The organism is Paludibacter sp., assembly GCF_009712605.1.
GTDB lineage: Bacteria > Bacteroidota > Bacteroidia > Bacteroidales > Paludibacteraceae > Microbacter.
The window spans coordinates 86,384-101,171 of the sequence record NZ_WASO01000009.1 but is presented as its reverse complement, the minus strand read 5'-3'; the positions used below and the strand labels follow the sequence as shown (position 1 = coordinate 101,171).

20 protein-coding genes and 1 tRNA gene are annotated in these 14,788 nt (G+C 43.2%); 5 read left to right on the top strand and 16 right to left on the bottom strand.

Annotated features, from left to right (window positions below; genetic code table 11):
- Positions 1-68 precede the first annotated feature (68 nt).
- From F8N35_RS07545 to F8N35_RS07470, 16 genes are all read right to left on the bottom strand, one after another.
- Complete coding sequence (locus F8N35_RS07545; protein ID WP_293050873.1) at positions 69-353, bottom strand: hypothetical protein; 285 nt, start codon at positions 351-353, stop codon at positions 69-71.
- A 26-nt stretch (positions 354-379) separates the two neighbouring features.
- Entirely contained in the window at positions 380-919 is a 540-nt protein-coding gene (locus tag F8N35_RS07540; RefSeq protein WP_293050871.1) for a hypothetical protein, read from the bottom strand.
- Positions 864-1,220 carry a hypothetical protein gene (locus F8N35_RS07535; RefSeq protein WP_293050869.1) on the bottom strand — a complete coding sequence of 119 codons (357 nt, stop codon included), beginning with the start codon at positions 1,218-1,220 and terminating at the stop codon, positions 864-866. The genes F8N35_RS07540 and F8N35_RS07535 overlap by 56 nt, the downstream gene beginning before the upstream one ends.
- 2 nt (positions 1,221-1,222) lie before the next feature.
- The gene (locus F8N35_RS07530; RefSeq protein ID WP_293050867.1) at positions 1,223-1,447 is read right to left on the bottom strand and encodes a hypothetical protein; all 225 of its coding nucleotides are present in this window, start codon (positions 1,445-1,447) and stop codon (positions 1,223-1,225) included.
- A complete protein-coding gene (locus F8N35_RS07525) occupies positions 1,444-1,971 on the bottom strand; it encodes a glycosyl hydrolase 108 family protein (RefSeq protein ID WP_293050865.1) in 528 nt (175 codons plus the stop codon). Before F8N35_RS07525 ends, F8N35_RS07530 begins: the two co-directional genes overlap by 4 nt.
- Positions 1,971-2,282 (bottom strand): hypothetical protein, encoded by a 312-nt coding sequence (locus tag F8N35_RS07520; RefSeq protein ID WP_293050863.1) that lies wholly within the window; start codon positions 2,280-2,282, stop codon positions 1,971-1,973. The genes F8N35_RS07525 and F8N35_RS07520 overlap by 1 nt, the downstream gene beginning before the upstream one ends.
- On the bottom strand, positions 2,282-2,842 hold the full coding sequence (locus F8N35_RS07515) for a hypothetical protein (RefSeq protein ID WP_293050861.1): 561 nt from the start codon (positions 2,840-2,842) through the stop codon (positions 2,282-2,284). The genes F8N35_RS07520 and F8N35_RS07515 overlap by 1 nt, the downstream gene beginning before the upstream one ends.
- A gap of 35 nt (positions 2,843-2,877) precedes the next feature.
- Entirely contained in the window at positions 2,878-3,882 is a 1,005-nt protein-coding gene (locus tag F8N35_RS07510) for a hypothetical protein (RefSeq protein ID WP_293050859.1), read from the bottom strand.
- A 3-nt stretch (positions 3,883-3,885) separates the two neighbouring features.
- Positions 3,886-4,497: a DUF6046 domain-containing protein gene (locus F8N35_RS07505; RefSeq protein ID WP_293050857.1), complete on the bottom strand. Its 612-nt coding sequence runs from the start codon at positions 4,495-4,497 to the stop codon at positions 3,886-3,888.
- Positions 4,498-4,690: 193 nt separating this feature from the next.
- Positions 4,691-5,083: a hypothetical protein gene (locus F8N35_RS07500; protein WP_293050855.1), complete on the bottom strand. Its 393-nt coding sequence runs from the start codon at positions 5,081-5,083 to the stop codon at positions 4,691-4,693.
- 71 nt (positions 5,084-5,154) lie between these two features.
- Positions 5,155-5,565: a hypothetical protein gene (locus tag F8N35_RS07495; RefSeq protein WP_293050853.1), complete on the bottom strand. Its 411-nt coding sequence runs from the start codon at positions 5,563-5,565 to the stop codon at positions 5,155-5,157.
- 2 nt (positions 5,566-5,567) lie between these two features.
- On the bottom strand, positions 5,568-6,803 hold the full coding sequence (locus tag F8N35_RS07490; protein WP_293050851.1) for a DUF2586 family protein: 1,236 nt from the start codon (positions 6,801-6,803) through the stop codon (positions 5,568-5,570).
- An 11-nt stretch (positions 6,804-6,814) separates the two neighbouring features.
- The gene (locus F8N35_RS07485) at positions 6,815-7,036 is read right to left on the bottom strand and encodes a hypothetical protein (protein ID WP_293050849.1); all 222 of its coding nucleotides are present in this window, start codon (positions 7,034-7,036) and stop codon (positions 6,815-6,817) included.
- Between the two features lie 18 nt (positions 7,037-7,054).
- A complete protein-coding gene (locus F8N35_RS07480) occupies positions 7,055-7,984 on the bottom strand; it encodes a hypothetical protein (protein WP_293050847.1) in 930 nt (309 codons plus the stop codon).
- Positions 7,985-7,990: 6 nt separating this feature from the next.
- Positions 7,991-9,130: a Clp protease ClpP gene (locus F8N35_RS07475; RefSeq protein ID WP_293050845.1), complete on the bottom strand. Its 1,140-nt coding sequence runs from the start codon at positions 9,128-9,130 to the stop codon at positions 7,991-7,993.
- A 17-nt stretch (positions 9,131-9,147) separates the two neighbouring features.
- Positions 9,148-9,222: transfer RNA gene (locus F8N35_RS07470), tRNA-Met, on the bottom strand.
- Between the two features lie 166 nt (positions 9,223-9,388).
- On the opposite strand from F8N35_RS07470, the gene F8N35_RS07465 reads away from it, so the two are divergent.
- Genes F8N35_RS07465 through F8N35_RS07445 form a run of 5 tightly spaced genes read left to right on the top strand, consistent with a single transcriptional unit; the run spans position 9,389 to position 14,661 of the window.
- A complete protein-coding gene (locus tag F8N35_RS07465; RefSeq protein ID WP_293050843.1) occupies positions 9,389-9,871 on the top strand; it encodes a hypothetical protein in 483 nt (160 codons plus the stop codon).
- Positions 9,871-11,442 (top strand): hypothetical protein, encoded by a 1,572-nt coding sequence (locus tag F8N35_RS07460; RefSeq protein ID WP_293050841.1) that lies wholly within the window; start codon positions 9,871-9,873, stop codon positions 11,440-11,442. The genes F8N35_RS07465 and F8N35_RS07460 overlap by 1 nt, the downstream gene beginning before the upstream one ends.
- Position 11,443: 1 nt before the next feature.
- Positions 11,444-11,650, top strand: a complete 207-nt coding sequence (locus F8N35_RS07455; protein ID WP_293050839.1) for a hypothetical protein — start codon at positions 11,444-11,446, stop codon at positions 11,648-11,650.
- Entirely contained in the window at positions 11,650-12,120 is a 471-nt protein-coding gene (locus tag F8N35_RS07450) for a phage protein Gp36 family protein (RefSeq protein ID WP_293050837.1), read from the top strand. Before F8N35_RS07455 ends, F8N35_RS07450 begins: the two co-directional genes overlap by 1 nt.
- 18 nt (positions 12,121-12,138) lie before the next feature.
- Positions 12,139-14,661 carry a DUF935 family protein gene (locus F8N35_RS07445; protein ID WP_293050835.1) on the top strand — a complete coding sequence of 841 codons (2,523 nt, stop codon included), beginning with the start codon at positions 12,139-12,141 and terminating at the stop codon, positions 14,659-14,661.
- Positions 14,662-14,788 lie beyond the last annotated feature (127 nt).

Here is a 14,788-nt window from a genome sequence, read left to right as displayed (position 1 = left end):
ATTCTGTCTTTTTGTTACTTTTTATCTACGGTACCGAGGTTTTATTGGCGGGATCCAAAATCAAAATGTCAGCTAACTACAAAATCATACTCAATTGCCCAAAACTCTACGCCTTCCTCTATCAATGCATTTTCAGCGACTGTTGTTATGCCGGTAGCGGGAATAATGGCGTTGTTGGAATAGTAGGCTGCAACATCTTTCCGATAAATGCCAGGCGTCGCAATTTCGGCATCTGCTACAGGGTCATCAGTAAACGACACCCCGTTGAGTAGTGCCAGCTCAAAAGCGGCTGTAGCTTCACCACAGGCCAACATTGCCGCATCAACATACGATTGTCCCTCCTGAATCTTCATAATTTGCCTTTAACGTGCCTTTAAAATCACTTTTTGCCAAAAATACGACCAATTACCCCACGCAGCTTTTCAATCACACCGTAGCGCCTTAAAATGCAAAATGCGGAAATAACCAAAAGAGCTACTAAAACAGCTATGCCCTTTTGAGCCCATGCGGGCATAGCTGTTTTTATTTCTTCTTTTTTGTTGAGCAATAAATCTGCATCAGATTTTGAGTCTGACTTCTTATTCAGCTTTGATTTATTCGTATTGTCAACGTTTGCCTTCGAGCCACTTTTAACGTCGTTCTTTTTGTTCCTGTACTGTTTTTTAGTTGTAGTGGTTCGCTGTGTCGGATGCTGTTTGCCTACGGAATCAGGCGCAGAAAGCAGCTCATTCACGATAGTTGTAACGGTAGAATCATTCTCGGAAGACTGATCACTTAGATTTGTTTCAATGTGGGAAACGGTGTGATTGTTATTCACAGCCGACAGATCGTTGCGTTGCTCGGTAGCAACATGAACCGTCTCTTTAGTCGCCGTTTTTGTCGTTTTGCAACTGACGACTGACAGGACAAGCAGAAGCATGATCGCAAGCCGGTATCTTTTCAATTGCTCTCCGAAGTTTTGTAAGTTCATTGTTTAGTTTATTAAGGATTTTTGCTTTTTGTTCTTGTTCCCGTTCAAGTTCTTGCTTGAGCGGTTCTACTATTTGCTTGTTTACAGTCTCTAAAGCCTTAGCCAACGTATTGACGGCAATTTCATCTGTTTTAGCATCTGCCTGTCGTTCTTGTTTTGTAGTAAGCTTTCGCTTTTGCCACCAGTTAATAACTGCTACTAAACCGCCTCCACTCACAAAGGCAATACCAAAGGCCGTAAACGTTTCCATAATTAGGGTTTTTTGATAAGTTTATCGGCTACCGTAAGAGCCGAAGAGCCCAATGCCAGAACGGCAAAAACATCAATAATATGTAAATCTGGAGTATGTCCGAACGAACTGGCAACAGCGCAACCAATAAGAGTAAAGAACGAACCGACGGCAATAAACCGCTTTGAACTGGTGTCGCTCGCAGAAGAGAGCATGTTGCCTATGAAAGAGAATAATCGTTTCATCATGCGGAAAACTTAAAATCGTTTAGTCTGTTTAACCAGCCTTTCAGATACACTTTCAATCCGGGTTTAGCCGTAGCAATATCCTGATAGTATTGCTTTCTTGCTCTCCACAACTTTGCAAATACTTCCGATTGCTCACCTCCATTGATGGCCGCCAGTGTTTTGGCACCTACCATTCCATCAGCAGTAAGGTTGAGAGCTTTTTGCGCTGCCTGAACTCCACGAATGCCGCAATTATAGAACCAGTCTACTAACACGTTTGCAATAGATTGGTTTGTTATCTGATCGGCTTTGCACTTATCCCAATAATCTTGCAACACAAAAGATGCTTGTTCCGGAGTGAGGCCTTGCATTGTCTCTTTCGTTGGGACAACACCAAACTGTGTCTCATACGCAAGTGCTGAAACACCGTATTTTGTTCCAACCAGTTCGCCCCGGCTGTTGTAGTTTCCTTTGTCTGAAGCATCGCATTGGTAGCCGCCTTCCCACTTAAAAAGAATGGGCGCTAATAATTCCTTTTTAGCCATTACAATTCAATTTCAAAAGTTTCTAAGTTTTCGGTTACAGTCACCCGTGGGTTTTTAAACCCGTCGGCATTCAGTTCCGTCTCCAGTTCGCTCGCAAATTTTTGTGTATTTACTACAGCTTTGTTGTATTGCTCAATACCGAATCCAAGCGTAGGGTATTCCTTCACCTCTCCTTTTCGGAACATTGTGATAAGGCGGGCACGCTGGTAGTCGCTATTGCCAACAACCATCCCGGACGTAATTAGCCCGGTGCTATCCTTTACAACAGATAGTTGCAAGTCGTTGGTGTCTGTCAGTAATATTCCCTGCATCAGTGCTTTATTTTATCATCTTCAATTTTATCGAAATTCTCTTTGGAAAGAGTTGAAAGCTGGGCAGTCATGGCCAGTTTGTAAGCCGCCCCGCCATCACCCGGAGTAACAGTCGCTGTTTTTATAGCATTAATCACCGCGTCGATGCGGTCGGTAACTTTTTCAAGTTGCGTTTTCAGTTCCTCAATCTTGATCAATCCGCCTAATGAACCACCGTTCATCACAATACCATCTTTGTCAATCACCAACGTGATAGCGCCTATTTTAAGGCCTATTTTGGCAACTTCACTACAGCGGATAACCACCGCTTCTGTTACAAGGTTTTCGATTATGGCAACAATCACATTGCTGCCTTCTGCCGGGTAAACGGTCAGATACGTTTCGAGGTTGTCATCAATTGCATTCAGGCGAACATCATTGAGGGTGGGAGCTCCGTCACGTTCAACGGTGCAGGTAGTATCCGTAACATCCTTTGCGACTCCGACTAACACCTGTTTAATCTGTCGCTTATCGGCATGTTTACGCATTGCCATTTCTATTGCCTGATCAAGAGCTCCCATCCATCAAATCACCTTAAAAAACACCTTACACAACACTAAATCTTATATCCTAACGTACTTTTTCGACTGTAACCGTCGCTGTCGTTGTATGTTATATCCACTTTTTCGATAAGATAGTTACCGGCCATTTCGGAATTATCCGCATTATGAATAACCAAACTGTCGCCTGCATGTACAGCAGGTCGGCCAAAGCCTGTAATATCTCCCGTATATCCGTCAAACACCGTTTTTGACATAACAGCCAACGCTCGTTCGCGCAATTGCACCTCTGTCATCGGCCCGGCAAAATTCAGCGTTCTCTCGTTGGCATCTGTCTCTTTACTCCCGACTGTTACGGTTGTTTTCTTTCCGTTCGGACTGATAGCAATAGCCTTAAAGCGTATCTTATAGTCTTCTTTACGCTTATACTTCAGGTTATTCTTCTTTACATTGCCATGTTCCGGGTCGTTTAGGTAGTAGTTATATTGCTTAGATGCTCCGCCAAAATCGTAGGCAAGTCCAACGCGCAAATGACCATCATGTAAGCGGCTATAAAGCCCGTATTTCTGAATCAAATCCTGTAATACAACAAATGCACTGGCGTTATCAATCTGCAATTTTCCGAGGGTTACTGCCGGGCATTCAAATGTGATGGAAGGCGGTATAATATCGGTAAGAACCTGCTTTAATGTGGCATTCTTATAACTCTTAATGTAATTAGTTTGCCGGAGCGGATATGTTTCGTCATCGCATTCGATAACGAGAGGCAAGTCTGTGCCTATTTCCCGGACATAACCTGTAAAATCACGGCCTAATTCGCCGTTGTATCCGGCATCAATCGTTACTTTATCTCCTACTTTGAATTGTTCCAAAATGGTTTTACCAGCCAGCTTACCATAGTTTTTCGGGATGGTAATCTTTGCTGTATTGCTCATTTCGAGAATATTCTCGTTCACTTCAAAACCCGAAATATTGTCAAGCAATACATTACCAAGTCTGACCTGAGAAGTCATGTTCAAATACAAAAGCATAAGCGATGCAATTAAAATAAATCGTTTCATAAGTTAGTTGTTATTGATTATTTGATAATTAACCGGACGCATCGCCCGGGTTGTCATGGTGTAAGAAACAGTGTCCTCGTATCCCTCCACAAATTCGATACTGATGTCTTTGATGTAGATAGCCGATACCTTTAGTTTGTTGAGTATCTTGCTTGCCACATTCCACACATCGTTTACCTCAAAAATCTGGTTTAGCGTCTCCATTTTGTCGAGTGGGAACGAATGATTTTCCATGTCAATCAGCAGGCCGCGCCATGTCATTTCATACGGTTCCGTAGAATACCGCTCTACCACTTCAATGTCTGTGTTGTCAATAGGAGTAGTAACCAGCCGCTTTGAACGTTTGAAACTAATCATCGGAGCCGTAGCAATAACATTAGCAAATTCACCATCAAGGCTGCAATCACCAAACGAATAAACCGTATTGCCGTAACTAAGCGTTATATCTTCAATGTCGGTGTTTTTATCCATCACATACACCGATATGTTGGAAGCGAGTTGCTTACTTACAGAGGCGTTACCGGCTGCATCCGTTCGATTGCGTATGTTTGCAGTTACAAATCCGAATGCAGCCTTAAAACGTCCCGCTAACTGTTCAATCTCTACAACACTCATAATCGTATCCCGGATAAAAACCCGCCATCAGCGAGCCATTTCAGTTCCTTTACTCTTTGTGCAAAATCTTCGTCACTTAACGCCTCGGGATTTTCCTTAAAGAAAAAACGTATCATGGCGTTGTGCATTTTAATCAGTTCTTCTATATCGCAACTAACCGACTGTTCAATCGGCTTAATGTCGGGAAGTTGCTCTAACAGTTTTTTACGTTAGCCTTACGGATAGGAATAAGTTCCGCAATTCCGTTAAGTGCCCCGTAAAAAAGAGCATCATTAGCAAGGACTTGTTCTTTATGGCTTAAAAGGCAGGCTTTAACAAGAATTTCATCGGCTTTCTTCGGGTCTGTGTCGCTGTATCTGCGGTATTGACCTGTAACATTACGAGAAGGAACAATAGCCAACACGGTAAGCTCAACCGCATTTTCTTCCTCATTTAATATGTCAACAAATTTTACCTTGTCGGCTCCGTATTTTACTTTTGCTTTATCAATCATGTCCTGAGTAATACCTTCAGGCAAGGTTTGTTTTGCTTCGTCAATCATGTCCTGAGTAGTACCTTCAGGCAAGGTTTTTTCTTTCTGTGTCATTTTGAAGTTATTTTAAAGTGATTTTAAATAACCTTCCGGGCGTTTATCCCGGAAGGGTGAATGTAGTTTTGTTACTGGTTCAGTTTCATGTCGAGAACGAACAAATCAAGTTCTTTCTCAAGCCCGTCATCCCCCTTCACGCTACGCCCATTGCCTGTAAACTTGGCTAAAATGTAGTCGTGAATCATGTCGTTTTCTTCGTTTGCGAAAGTCACGTTTATGGGGAAAGGTCGAATTTTGGCAATGTCGCCACCACTTACCTTTTCAAATTCGGCAACCACATCGAGAGGAAGCGTAATTTTGCCGGTATATTCCACTTTGCCCATATTCCAGCCACGGGGTTTGCGTTTAATGCCGTAACGGGCAGTGTGTGCATACTTGTAGTCGTATTCAATAGCCGATGGGTCAACATCTACCAATCCGGCCACAGTTACCACTACGTCGCCAGCCGAATATTCTTCGCCTAATCTTCTAATTATCATAATCAACTATTTGAGAGATTAATAGTACCTGCAATTTCGCCGACACAGCCTGTAGGTACAACCTTAAAGGCAATGTTCAATGTTTTAGCAGTAATCAGATCACTGTCCGGGTCGGTGGTAGTGCTACCTCCAGAGATAAGCCCTTTTCCCGCCAGTTTATCAAATTCAAGATCACCAATAGAATCGTAATAATCCACTTTCGTAGCTGGCAATTTACCATCATCAAGCAGAACAGTCGATTTTACTTCAGGCAAATAGACTGCACGCAAAGCGCGTTTGCTTTCGTCGATAGTATGGCTGTAGTAAATTTCGTACTGGTTCATATTGCCCTCGTCATCTACCTTGATAGGACAGCAGCAATGACCGTCATTCCAGAAGTAACCAGAAACTCCGGTGTACTTAATCGGGAATACATAGCCCTTTGCATCCATCGTTTCGAGACTTCCGTACACTTCGCTGTACTTCTTGTGGTTGCTAAGTCCGCCAATCGTCCAGATGCCTTTTGTGGCATTGGTAAGGTTCTGTGTTGCCTGTTCGCCCGGGTTGCGGTTCCAATCCTGCGAAGCAATTACGCCCAGGAACGTACCCACATCGGCAAACTTTTTACCTACAGCCCACAAACCGTCTGCATATGTCCAGTCCTGACCCACAACAAGCGTTACCTTTTCGGCTTCCAAATCTTCAGTTCCGGCCTTTAACGCACGCAAATCGGCCAGCGATGAAAGCGTGTCGCTAATTCCGCGACCTTCGATAATGGTATGACATGGCATGTCATGCTCATCAGCCCAATCGGCAAACCCCTGTAACGCCGGAATAGCAGCTTTAATATCAGTTTCAAGACCATCCACCAATACCGAAGTGTAACCTACGGCAGGATTATACACAAACCCGAAGTCGCTGATTGCGCCCTCGGCTTCAACCGCTAAAACCTTAGCGGATTCCACCATGTTTTCGGGTTTTACGGTTTGGTCAACGAGAATGATATGCAAGGCTATTCCTTCACCGGCACGACGGTAGAACTCGCTGATATGACGGTAAACATTCACGCTGTTTGCCGTATCATAAGCCGCCGTTATGCCTATTGCAACAGCATCGGAAGGGCGAAGCAGTTTGTAAGCAGTGCCCAACTGGACACCACCCACAACAGCTATGCCATTTCCGACGAGGCCGAATGCACGAACCTCGTCGGAGTTAGCTCCAACACTGCCATTTTTTATTGAAACACCTCTTAAACTCATCGTTATTAGGTTTATTCGCCGTCGTTGGCGGGTTCTTTTTCGCCTTTAGCAGGCTTTTCTTTTCCTCCGGTCAGAGGCACTTCGGCAAACTTATCTTTGTCGTGACCTACCGACAAAGAGGCCGCATTATGCGATGTAAAAAACTCGCTACTTTCATTCACAAAAAGCTGTTTAAGGCCATGTTTTTTTGCCAAGTATTTACCCTTCTCAATATGTTCTTTCGTTGGTTTCATCCTTTAATCCTCCTTTAATTAACCGGCTGTAACCACATCAGAAATGATGGCTCCGATGTATTTAGCACGCTTTGGAACACAGATGAAATAGTGACGGTAGTTGATGCTGTTTGCCTGAGTTTTTGTGTCGGTTTTAGCATCAGTAAAATACTGTTTGGTATTACCCGTCTTTTTCGCAATGTTAGGAGCATAGAAGGCAACTGAAGCCTGATAGTCGCCAGTACCCGGAATAGAACCGAAACTTTTCTTCGTAGCTGTGGTAGCATTGAAATACGGGTTAGACACGTATTCAAACACTTGAAAGCTGTACAGGTTAGCAATCTTACCTGTAGCATAGTTGTAATACTGGTCGGCAAACTTCTGATCGTTTTCGAGCAAGTCGTTTACGTGATCGGAGCTCAGTACCAAACGGCGACCGTCTCCCGGAACTTCCATCACGTCGAATTGCTTTTTCATCTTACGGATGTCAGCACGAATAATCATTTTACGACCTTCACCGTCATCGGCTCCGGTTGTTTTGATTACCGGAGTAGAACCGGCAACGTGAGAGGTAGGAGCAATAGCGTGGATGGCTTTCGCGTATTTCTTCTTTGCGATAGCAGTAACGTGCGATTGAGTTGCAGCGTCGATTTTGTCGTAGCTTGCGCCCATAGCTTCATCATCGCTGATAGATGTAGGCAACGACTGATATTTGTCGAGGTTGACAGTAGCCGTTTCGTCATCATACTCTTCGAGTGCCATAGGATACGTGTTGTTGTTAATCAACACGGTAGGTTCAAACGAGGTTAGCGGAATGTAGATCGTGTTCTTTTCGGTCTGTGTACCTTCGCCGAATGTTACCACTTCGCTCGCAATTTCAGGAATACCGTCAAGCCATGGAGCCTGATCGGCAGATGTCAGCAGTTTTTCAACCCTGCCTAACCAAATTTCAGGAAAATTCTTTGCCATTTTCAATTAGAATTTAGGTGCATGACCGTATTCGGCCTTGTACAGATTTGCATACAATTCTTTTTTCTCACTACGGAAAGTTGCCAGCGCGGTAGGCTCTAAAGCCATCACTTCAGCCCATGTTTTCGGGTCGGTTTCCACACCTTCTTTGCCTTCTTTCACGATAACACCTGCAATAGGCTGTTTTGTTCCCAAACCTGCCAAAGCGGTAGCCAACACATCAACACCGGCAGTTTGCCCGATAGTTTCGTACGAACCGCGCAACTGTTCGAGTGTTTGACCTGCCTGAGGAATAAGCCTGCCTTCGGCAACTGCTTTATCAAGCATAGTTTTAATAGAGGCATCGCGTTGAGCCTTTGCTGTAGCTTGCGCAGTGGCAACTTGAGATGTCAACGCATCCTGTTTTTCTTTTGCCTTTGCCAGTACAAGCGAATCGGGGCTGTTTTCGTCAACCCCTTCCAGACCTAAAGTCTGAATAAGTTCTTTTTTGTCCATTTGTAATTTACTTTGAGGTTTATCCTTGCCGTCGCCCAAATAGGCAACGAATTGATTAAATACGCCTTCTACACCCAAATCCAGAACCATCGACGAATCGAGTTCTTTCATGTTCTTGGCCGTTGCCGGTATTACTTCGGTAGCCAATCCAATCGCTACCATTTCGGAAGCATTCAGCCAGTGATCTGCACCGTCGAACCATTTCGCCTTTACTTCATCTTCGCTCATCCCGGAACGTTCCGAAACGCGTTTGACAAAATTTGCTTCCATGTCTTGAAGCAATTTTGCAGTTGCAAGTAAGTCGTCGGCAGTTCCGCCAGCAGGCGATGTCGGGCGATGAATCATACCGAAAGCGTTATCGGCAATTTTCACGGTAGCAATAGACGGTAGAATGAAACAACCCATAGAAGCGGCTACACCGTCGATAATAGCCGATATGTTTAGCGTTGACCGAAGGAAGGCATTGAAAATAACATTTCCCTCTATGACGCTGCCGCCGTAGCAATGCAGGCGAAAATTCACGTTTTCATATCCCTGCGCCTCAAAGCCGTCGAGCATATCACTGATTGTTTCGCCATTTGCAAACCAACCGCCGATATTACCGTACAGCTTTACTTCTACCGTTTTTTTGTCAATTTCTCTGATAAGCATACTGTGAAAATTCTTTGTTGCGGTGGGTCGGACTCGAACCGACAACCTCCGGGTTATGAGCCCGGCGAGCTACCAAATTGCTCTACCCCGCGATATTGATGCTGCGAAATTATACACACATACACATATCTACACCATGCTTAATTAATGGCGTTTATAAAACACTATGTTTATTTTATACACCATTAAAGCCACTTTAAACCCTACCACGCGCGTACAGGAAAAGAGCCGTAAAATTGTGCTCCAAAACATAAAAAAATGGCAAATCAAACCAAACCACGGAAGAATGTACAAAAGGCCACACCGGCTGAAATAAACTACGCGGAGTCGCTCTATTGCGAAAAGGGAATGGCTCCAGAATCTATTGCTGAAGAGTTAAAGAGAGACATCAAAACCATATACGCATGGCGGGATAAGTACAATTGGAACGATACCCGGGCTTTATTCGATACCGGACCATCTGAATTGCGTAAAATTCTGCTTAAAGAGGCTACCCGAATAGCAAAAGGAGAAAAGAGACTTGATGATAATGGCAATGAGGTAAAGCCGATTGATGCCGATTCTTTAAGCAAGGTTATGAAAGCGTATGATTACATGACTCAAAAGCTATCAGTAGAGGTAATTCGCGATGCTTTCATTGAGTTTGACAAGTTTATGGCAGGAATAGACCCTAAGCTGGCGTATGATTTTACCAAGTATCATAAAATGTTCTTACAGGAACGTATTAACATGGAAATTTGATGGCTAAGACTAACAATTATCAGAAGTTATTAGCAGACTACGACAAACATTGTTTGTTGATTGCCCGGGCAACATCTATCGACATAAATGAAAAACATGCCGATAAGTTGAGCCGTATCAAATTCAACGAAAAGGATTACATACGTTGGTTTGAATACTATTTTCCTAACTACGCAAAGAAAAAATCAGCATGGTTTCATAAGAAACTTGCAAAGGCCATTTGCGACAACAAGCAAATAAAGGCATTAATGGAGGCCTACAGGTCATCTGGTAAGTCCGTTCACATCGACCTCGGTATTCCATTGTATTTATACCTTGTAAAAGGCGAGTTACACTACATGCTTTTAATCGGCCAGACCGACAAAAAAGCGAAGAAGCTGTTATCAGGCATACAGGCTCAGTTAAGGTATAACCATAGAATTATCAATGACTATGGCAATAAATATTCAAACGGTGACTGGGCTGAAGGCGAATTCTTAACCACTGATGGCGTTCGCTTTTCTTCTTTAGGATTTGGTTCTGACCCGCGTGGAGCTCGCGAAGATGCCGAACGTCCTGACTACATTGTGGTAGATGACTGCGACAGCAAAAAGCACCTCAAAAACAATGAAATAATGTCCGAAGCGTTGGACTTTATTACAGAAGATGTGTGGGGATGTTTTGATGCTGAAGATGATGCCGTAGAGAGGTTTGTGTATGCAAATAACAACTTTCACAAAAACTCTCTTACCAATAGACTTGTAGAGTATTTCAAACACAAAATCAAAGAGGGAAAAGAAAAAGGACGTGTACATAACTTCTTTCACTTACGTGTTGATGCCGTTAAGGACATGAATACATTTGAACCAAACTGGCCGGAAAAAACAACGGCTCAGTATTGGAGAAACAAGTATGAAGACATGCCTTACCGCTCTTTCATGCGCGAATACATGAATACTCACATAGAAGAGGGAAAAGTTTTCAAGGCAGAGTGGTGGCAATGGACTAAAATTTTACCATATCATAAATACGATGCTATTATATTTTATGGCGACTTATCGTGGAAAGATGCGGCTTGTCATAAATCCATGGTTTGTCTTGGTAAGATTGGCCGACAGTTTCATATTCTACACGTTTTCTTCAGGCAAACATCACGTACTCAAATGGCTCAATGGCTGTATGATTTGTATGAGGACAAGCATCTTAGCAAAGAAAACATTCAATACATGTTTGAAGGTATGTTTGCTATGTCAGAGTTTCAAAACGATTTTGACGAAGAGGGTGATGTCAGAGGCTATTACATTCCTATTGTTCCATCCAATCGAGCCAAAGGAGATAAAGATGATCGTATAGAGGGAATATCTGGTTTTTTTGAACGTCGAAATGTTTATGCAAATGAAGCTGAAAAAGATAATTCAGATATGGTGTTAGCTAAAGATACTTATCTCGCATTTGAAAAAGGAGCAAGCATACCAAAAGACTTTTTAGATGCTTTGCACGGAGCATTTACAGAAGTGAATGTGGCAACATTTGTAGGCAATTTCGACATTCAATCAACCTCACGAAGTTCAACCCGTAAAAGATATTTTTAATATGAAACGATTTATTGACCTTGGTAATCAGACAGGCAACATTGATTATGATTCAGGAGAAAGAGAGTTTGCATTTTACGATACTGTAAGGGATTGTTTTGAAACATTTGGCGGAAGCCAAACATGGACATGTATTGAAGATTTCATAAAAGATTATTCAGGGAATGAACTCGACAGATATTTAATATTAATACCTAACATTTTTTAATGGCACGCTTTATACTTCAATCAGACTACGCGATGCAGATACGCACAGAGATTTTGCGACTGCTTACCGCACAAACCGACTTCTACCAAAACGCTAAGCTGGTAAGAGCCGAAAACACCGCTATTGCCCAAATTAAAAACCGTATTGGTGCACGATACGACTGTGCAACTATATTTCAACCATTACTATCACCGGCTGAAAATGGAGGCGAGCAGATAGACACACGCGACCAGTGGATAGTGACCATCACCATCGACATCACGCTGTATCACCTCTATTCGCAAACAGGCAGTAAGGACGTACCGGAACACCGTTCACAACGCTATCAGGACGCAATAGACTGGCTTAAGGATGTTGGAAATGGTGATACACCGTGCGACCTTCCGGCCATCATCGACCCAGATACGGAGGAAGCTGTGTCGGATGTGCGTATATGGAGCCAAAACGCACCAAACAATCATAAATGGTAATCTGTAAACTGCATTTAAATGGCATTTAAAGACATATTCAGGAAAACACCGGTAGCAGAAGCAAAAAGCACGGCACCGGCAAAAACATTTACAAGCGAGATTGCAATACAAATCGCTCAGGAATTTACCGACCGAAGTCGAAAGGACATTAAAAAGTGGCGCAATGCCATTCTTGCAGCCGAAAACCCTGACGACCCACGCTGGTACGTCCTTCAGGACTTGTATGACGATATTATGCTGGATGCTCAAATAACATCTGTTATCGACATCCGCAACGCAGCAACGCTAAACCATCGCTTTTATGTAAAAGACAAAAAGACAGGTGAAGAGCTCCCGGAACAAACCGAATTTTTTAATGCAGAATGGTTTTTTGATTTTCTTGAGGAGGTAATGACTGCTGTGTATCGAAAATACTCCGTTATCCAAGTATTGAGAGACGTCGAAAAACCCGTTTTGTCGATTATTCCACGGCGTAACGTATGTATTCAAAAGGGATATATGTACACAGAAGTAGCAGGTAACAAGTTTGTTGACTACAAAAGCGACCCTACGGTGATTGAAATTGTGCATAAATCACCGTTTGGCATCACAACGGAGGTAGTCCCTAATATCATTTGGAAACGAAACGCACTGCAATCGTGGGCAGAGTTTTCCGAAAAATTCGGGCAACCTCTGATTACGGCTACCACATCCAACAAACAGGACATTGCGCGTATTCAGAACCAGCTAAAAACGTTGGGTGAAGCCGCTCAGGCAGTATTGCCAAACGGAACTACCATCCAAGTGCACGACCTTGCCAATGCAGGCGACCCAGAAAAGTGCTACTTGAAACAAACCACATTGCACGATCAGCAGATAAGCAAGCGGTTTGTAGGTTCCACCACAATGGCCGATCAGGGTGCAAATCGTAGTCAAACGGAAGTGCACGAACGTACATTGGATGATAAAATATCCATCCGTGACAAACGTTTTGCGCAGTTCGTTGTAAACGGTAAACTTTTACCGGTGTTGCAGATGCTCGGTTTTCCGTTCGATAACACAACCATGTCCTTTGAGTTCGATATGACGGAAGAACTCACCATGTTGGAACATTGGAGCATTGTGAAAGATGCTGCTGATATTTGGGAACTTGACGAACAAGAAGTATCCAAAACATTCAGGTTGCCAATAATCGGCAAAAAAGCAACACAGCCTCCGGTAAATTTTAAGAAAGCCACCGACGTGCGGGCAATGGCGGTGGCGTGCGCTATCACACTGCCCGACTATCCGGTAATGCGTTATCCTATAGCTTCTGGTATTGACAAGGAACTGCTTGACGAACTTATTAGGTTCGATGAACAGTTTCACAAGTTGTTATGGAATGGAGATGCTGACAAAGCCGAAACTGTACGATTATTAAAGGCCAAACGAATAGGAGAAGACTTACGAGATGGTCTGTTTGGAGGATGGGGTAAAAGTCGTGTAGATGTAGCTTGGAACGCACCGGATAACCGCGCTTTGGCAATGATGGAAATGAATCTTTTCCGTTTTTCAGAGGCCAAAACGCAAGCGGAAGCCATGCTGATCAACCGACTGTTGATTGACCGTGATAAACTGGAGATACGTTCGGAACGTGACTTCATTAACGAGGCTTTGAAGATCAACAAGGACTTTAATCAGACCTATTTAGCCACTGAACGGGAGTTTTGTATAGCTACAGGACAAACGTCAGCACGCTGGTTCGAGTTCATTGCCGAAAAGAATCAGATACACAACTGGAGGTATCAGACCGTTGGTGATGACCATGTACGTGATTCACACAGGCTGTTAAATGGCCGTATATTCTCGTTTGACGACGGCGATGGTCGCCGATTGTGGCCACCAAATGGCTATAAATGTCGCTGTGAAGGCTTGCAGGAACCGGGAGACCCGTGCAAAAATCTTGTTGCGGGTAAAGATTACATTGATAAAGTGTTTACAACGCCCAAAATGAAAGAAAATTTTGCCGTAAACAGAGCCGAATCGGGTGTGGTATTTCGTCAAAATCAGATGTATTTAAACGATTTATCTGGTGAAAAGAGCAAGAAAACGAACGATTATACCTATGCAAACTACGGTTTGAAGCCGTGGAAAGACTTTAACGGTACGCTCGACTCTCTAAAGTTAGATAAAAGCATTACTTCCGACAATGTACGGGAGTTCTATACCAATAATGCAGCATCAAAAGGCTATAATGCAATGGGCTTTGATGATTACCTTAAACGCAAGGTAATACTCAAAGAAAAGACGTTTGAAAGCCACATCACAGGTAAATATGTAACTGAAGCAGAGAATAGACACCGTTTATTCCCATTTGTAAAGGATGTTTTGGCCAACCCTGATGAAGTCTATTTGCGCAATTATCCCAAAGGAGACAGCGAGCAAATACGTTATATCAAGTTCTGGAAAGATAAGACGTTAATCGTTGATGCAACTATTACCGGTGATGGTTTGGAGGTTCAGACGTGGTATGAAAGAAAAATACCGGAGGAACAAGCCCGGGCGGGATTGTACATAAAATGAAAAAACGCTTGAAAGTGTCAACATTAAATGTTGTTCTTTCGCAGTGGTTGCTTACGCATTAACCTCCGCGATCATACTCTCAAACGTTTTTCAGACCACAAATATACGATAACTTTTCAAAAATTAT

Coding starts and splice junctions, on each gene's coding strand:
- F8N35_RS07545 (WP_293050873.1), bottom strand. CDS start 353: ATGAAGATTCAGGAGGGACAATCGTATGTTGATGCGGCAATGTTGGCC.
- F8N35_RS07540 (WP_293050871.1), bottom strand. CDS start 919: ATGCTTCTGCTTGTCCTGTCAGTCGTCAGTTGCAAAACGACAAAAACG.
- F8N35_RS07535 (WP_293050869.1), bottom strand. CDS start 1,220: ATGGAAACGTTTACGGCCTTTGGTATTGCCTTTGTGAGTGGAGGCGGT.
- F8N35_RS07530 (WP_293050867.1), bottom strand. CDS start 1,447: ATGATGAAACGATTATTCTCTTTCATAGGCAACATGCTCTCTTCTGCG.
- F8N35_RS07525 (WP_293050865.1), bottom strand. CDS start 1,971: ATGGCTAAAAAGGAATTATTAGCGCCCATTCTTTTTAAGTGGGAAGGC.
- F8N35_RS07520 (WP_293050863.1), bottom strand. CDS start 2,282: ATGCAGGGAATATTACTGACAGACACCAACGACTTGCAACTATCTGTT.
- F8N35_RS07515 (WP_293050861.1), bottom strand. CDS start 2,842: ATGGGAGCTCTTGATCAGGCAATAGAAATGGCAATGCGTAAACATGCC.
- F8N35_RS07510 (WP_293050859.1), bottom strand. CDS start 3,882: ATGAAACGATTTATTTTAATTGCATCGCTTATGCTTTTGTATTTGAAC.
- F8N35_RS07505 (WP_293050857.1), bottom strand. CDS start 4,497: ATGAGTGTTGTAGAGATTGAACAGTTAGCGGGACGTTTTAAGGCTGCA.
- F8N35_RS07500 (WP_293050855.1), bottom strand. CDS start 5,083: ATGACACAGAAAGAAAAAACCTTGCCTGAAGGTACTACTCAGGACATG.
- F8N35_RS07495 (WP_293050853.1), bottom strand. CDS start 5,565: ATGATAATTAGAAGATTAGGCGAAGAATATTCGGCTGGCGACGTAGTG.
- F8N35_RS07490 (WP_293050851.1), bottom strand. CDS start 6,803: ATGAGTTTAAGAGGTGTTTCAATAAAAAATGGCAGTGTTGGAGCTAAC.
- F8N35_RS07485 (WP_293050849.1), bottom strand. CDS start 7,036: ATGAAACCAACGAAAGAACATATTGAGAAGGGTAAATACTTGGCAAAA.
- F8N35_RS07480 (WP_293050847.1), bottom strand. CDS start 7,984: ATGGCAAAGAATTTTCCTGAAATTTGGTTAGGCAGGGTTGAAAAACTG.
- F8N35_RS07475 (WP_293050845.1), bottom strand. CDS start 9,130: ATGCTTATCAGAGAAATTGACAAAAAAACGGTAGAAGTAAAGCTGTAC.
- F8N35_RS07465 (WP_293050843.1), top strand. CDS start 9,389: ATGGCAAATCAAACCAAACCACGGAAGAATGTACAAAAGGCCACACCG.
- F8N35_RS07460 (WP_293050841.1), top strand. CDS start 9,871: ATGGCTAAGACTAACAATTATCAGAAGTTATTAGCAGACTACGACAAA.
- F8N35_RS07455 (WP_293050839.1), top strand. CDS start 11,444: ATGAAACGATTTATTGACCTTGGTAATCAGACAGGCAACATTGATTAT.
- F8N35_RS07450 (WP_293050837.1), top strand. CDS start 11,650: ATGGCACGCTTTATACTTCAATCAGACTACGCGATGCAGATACGCACA.
- F8N35_RS07445 (WP_293050835.1), top strand. CDS start 12,139: ATGGCATTTAAAGACATATTCAGGAAAACACCGGTAGCAGAAGCAAAA.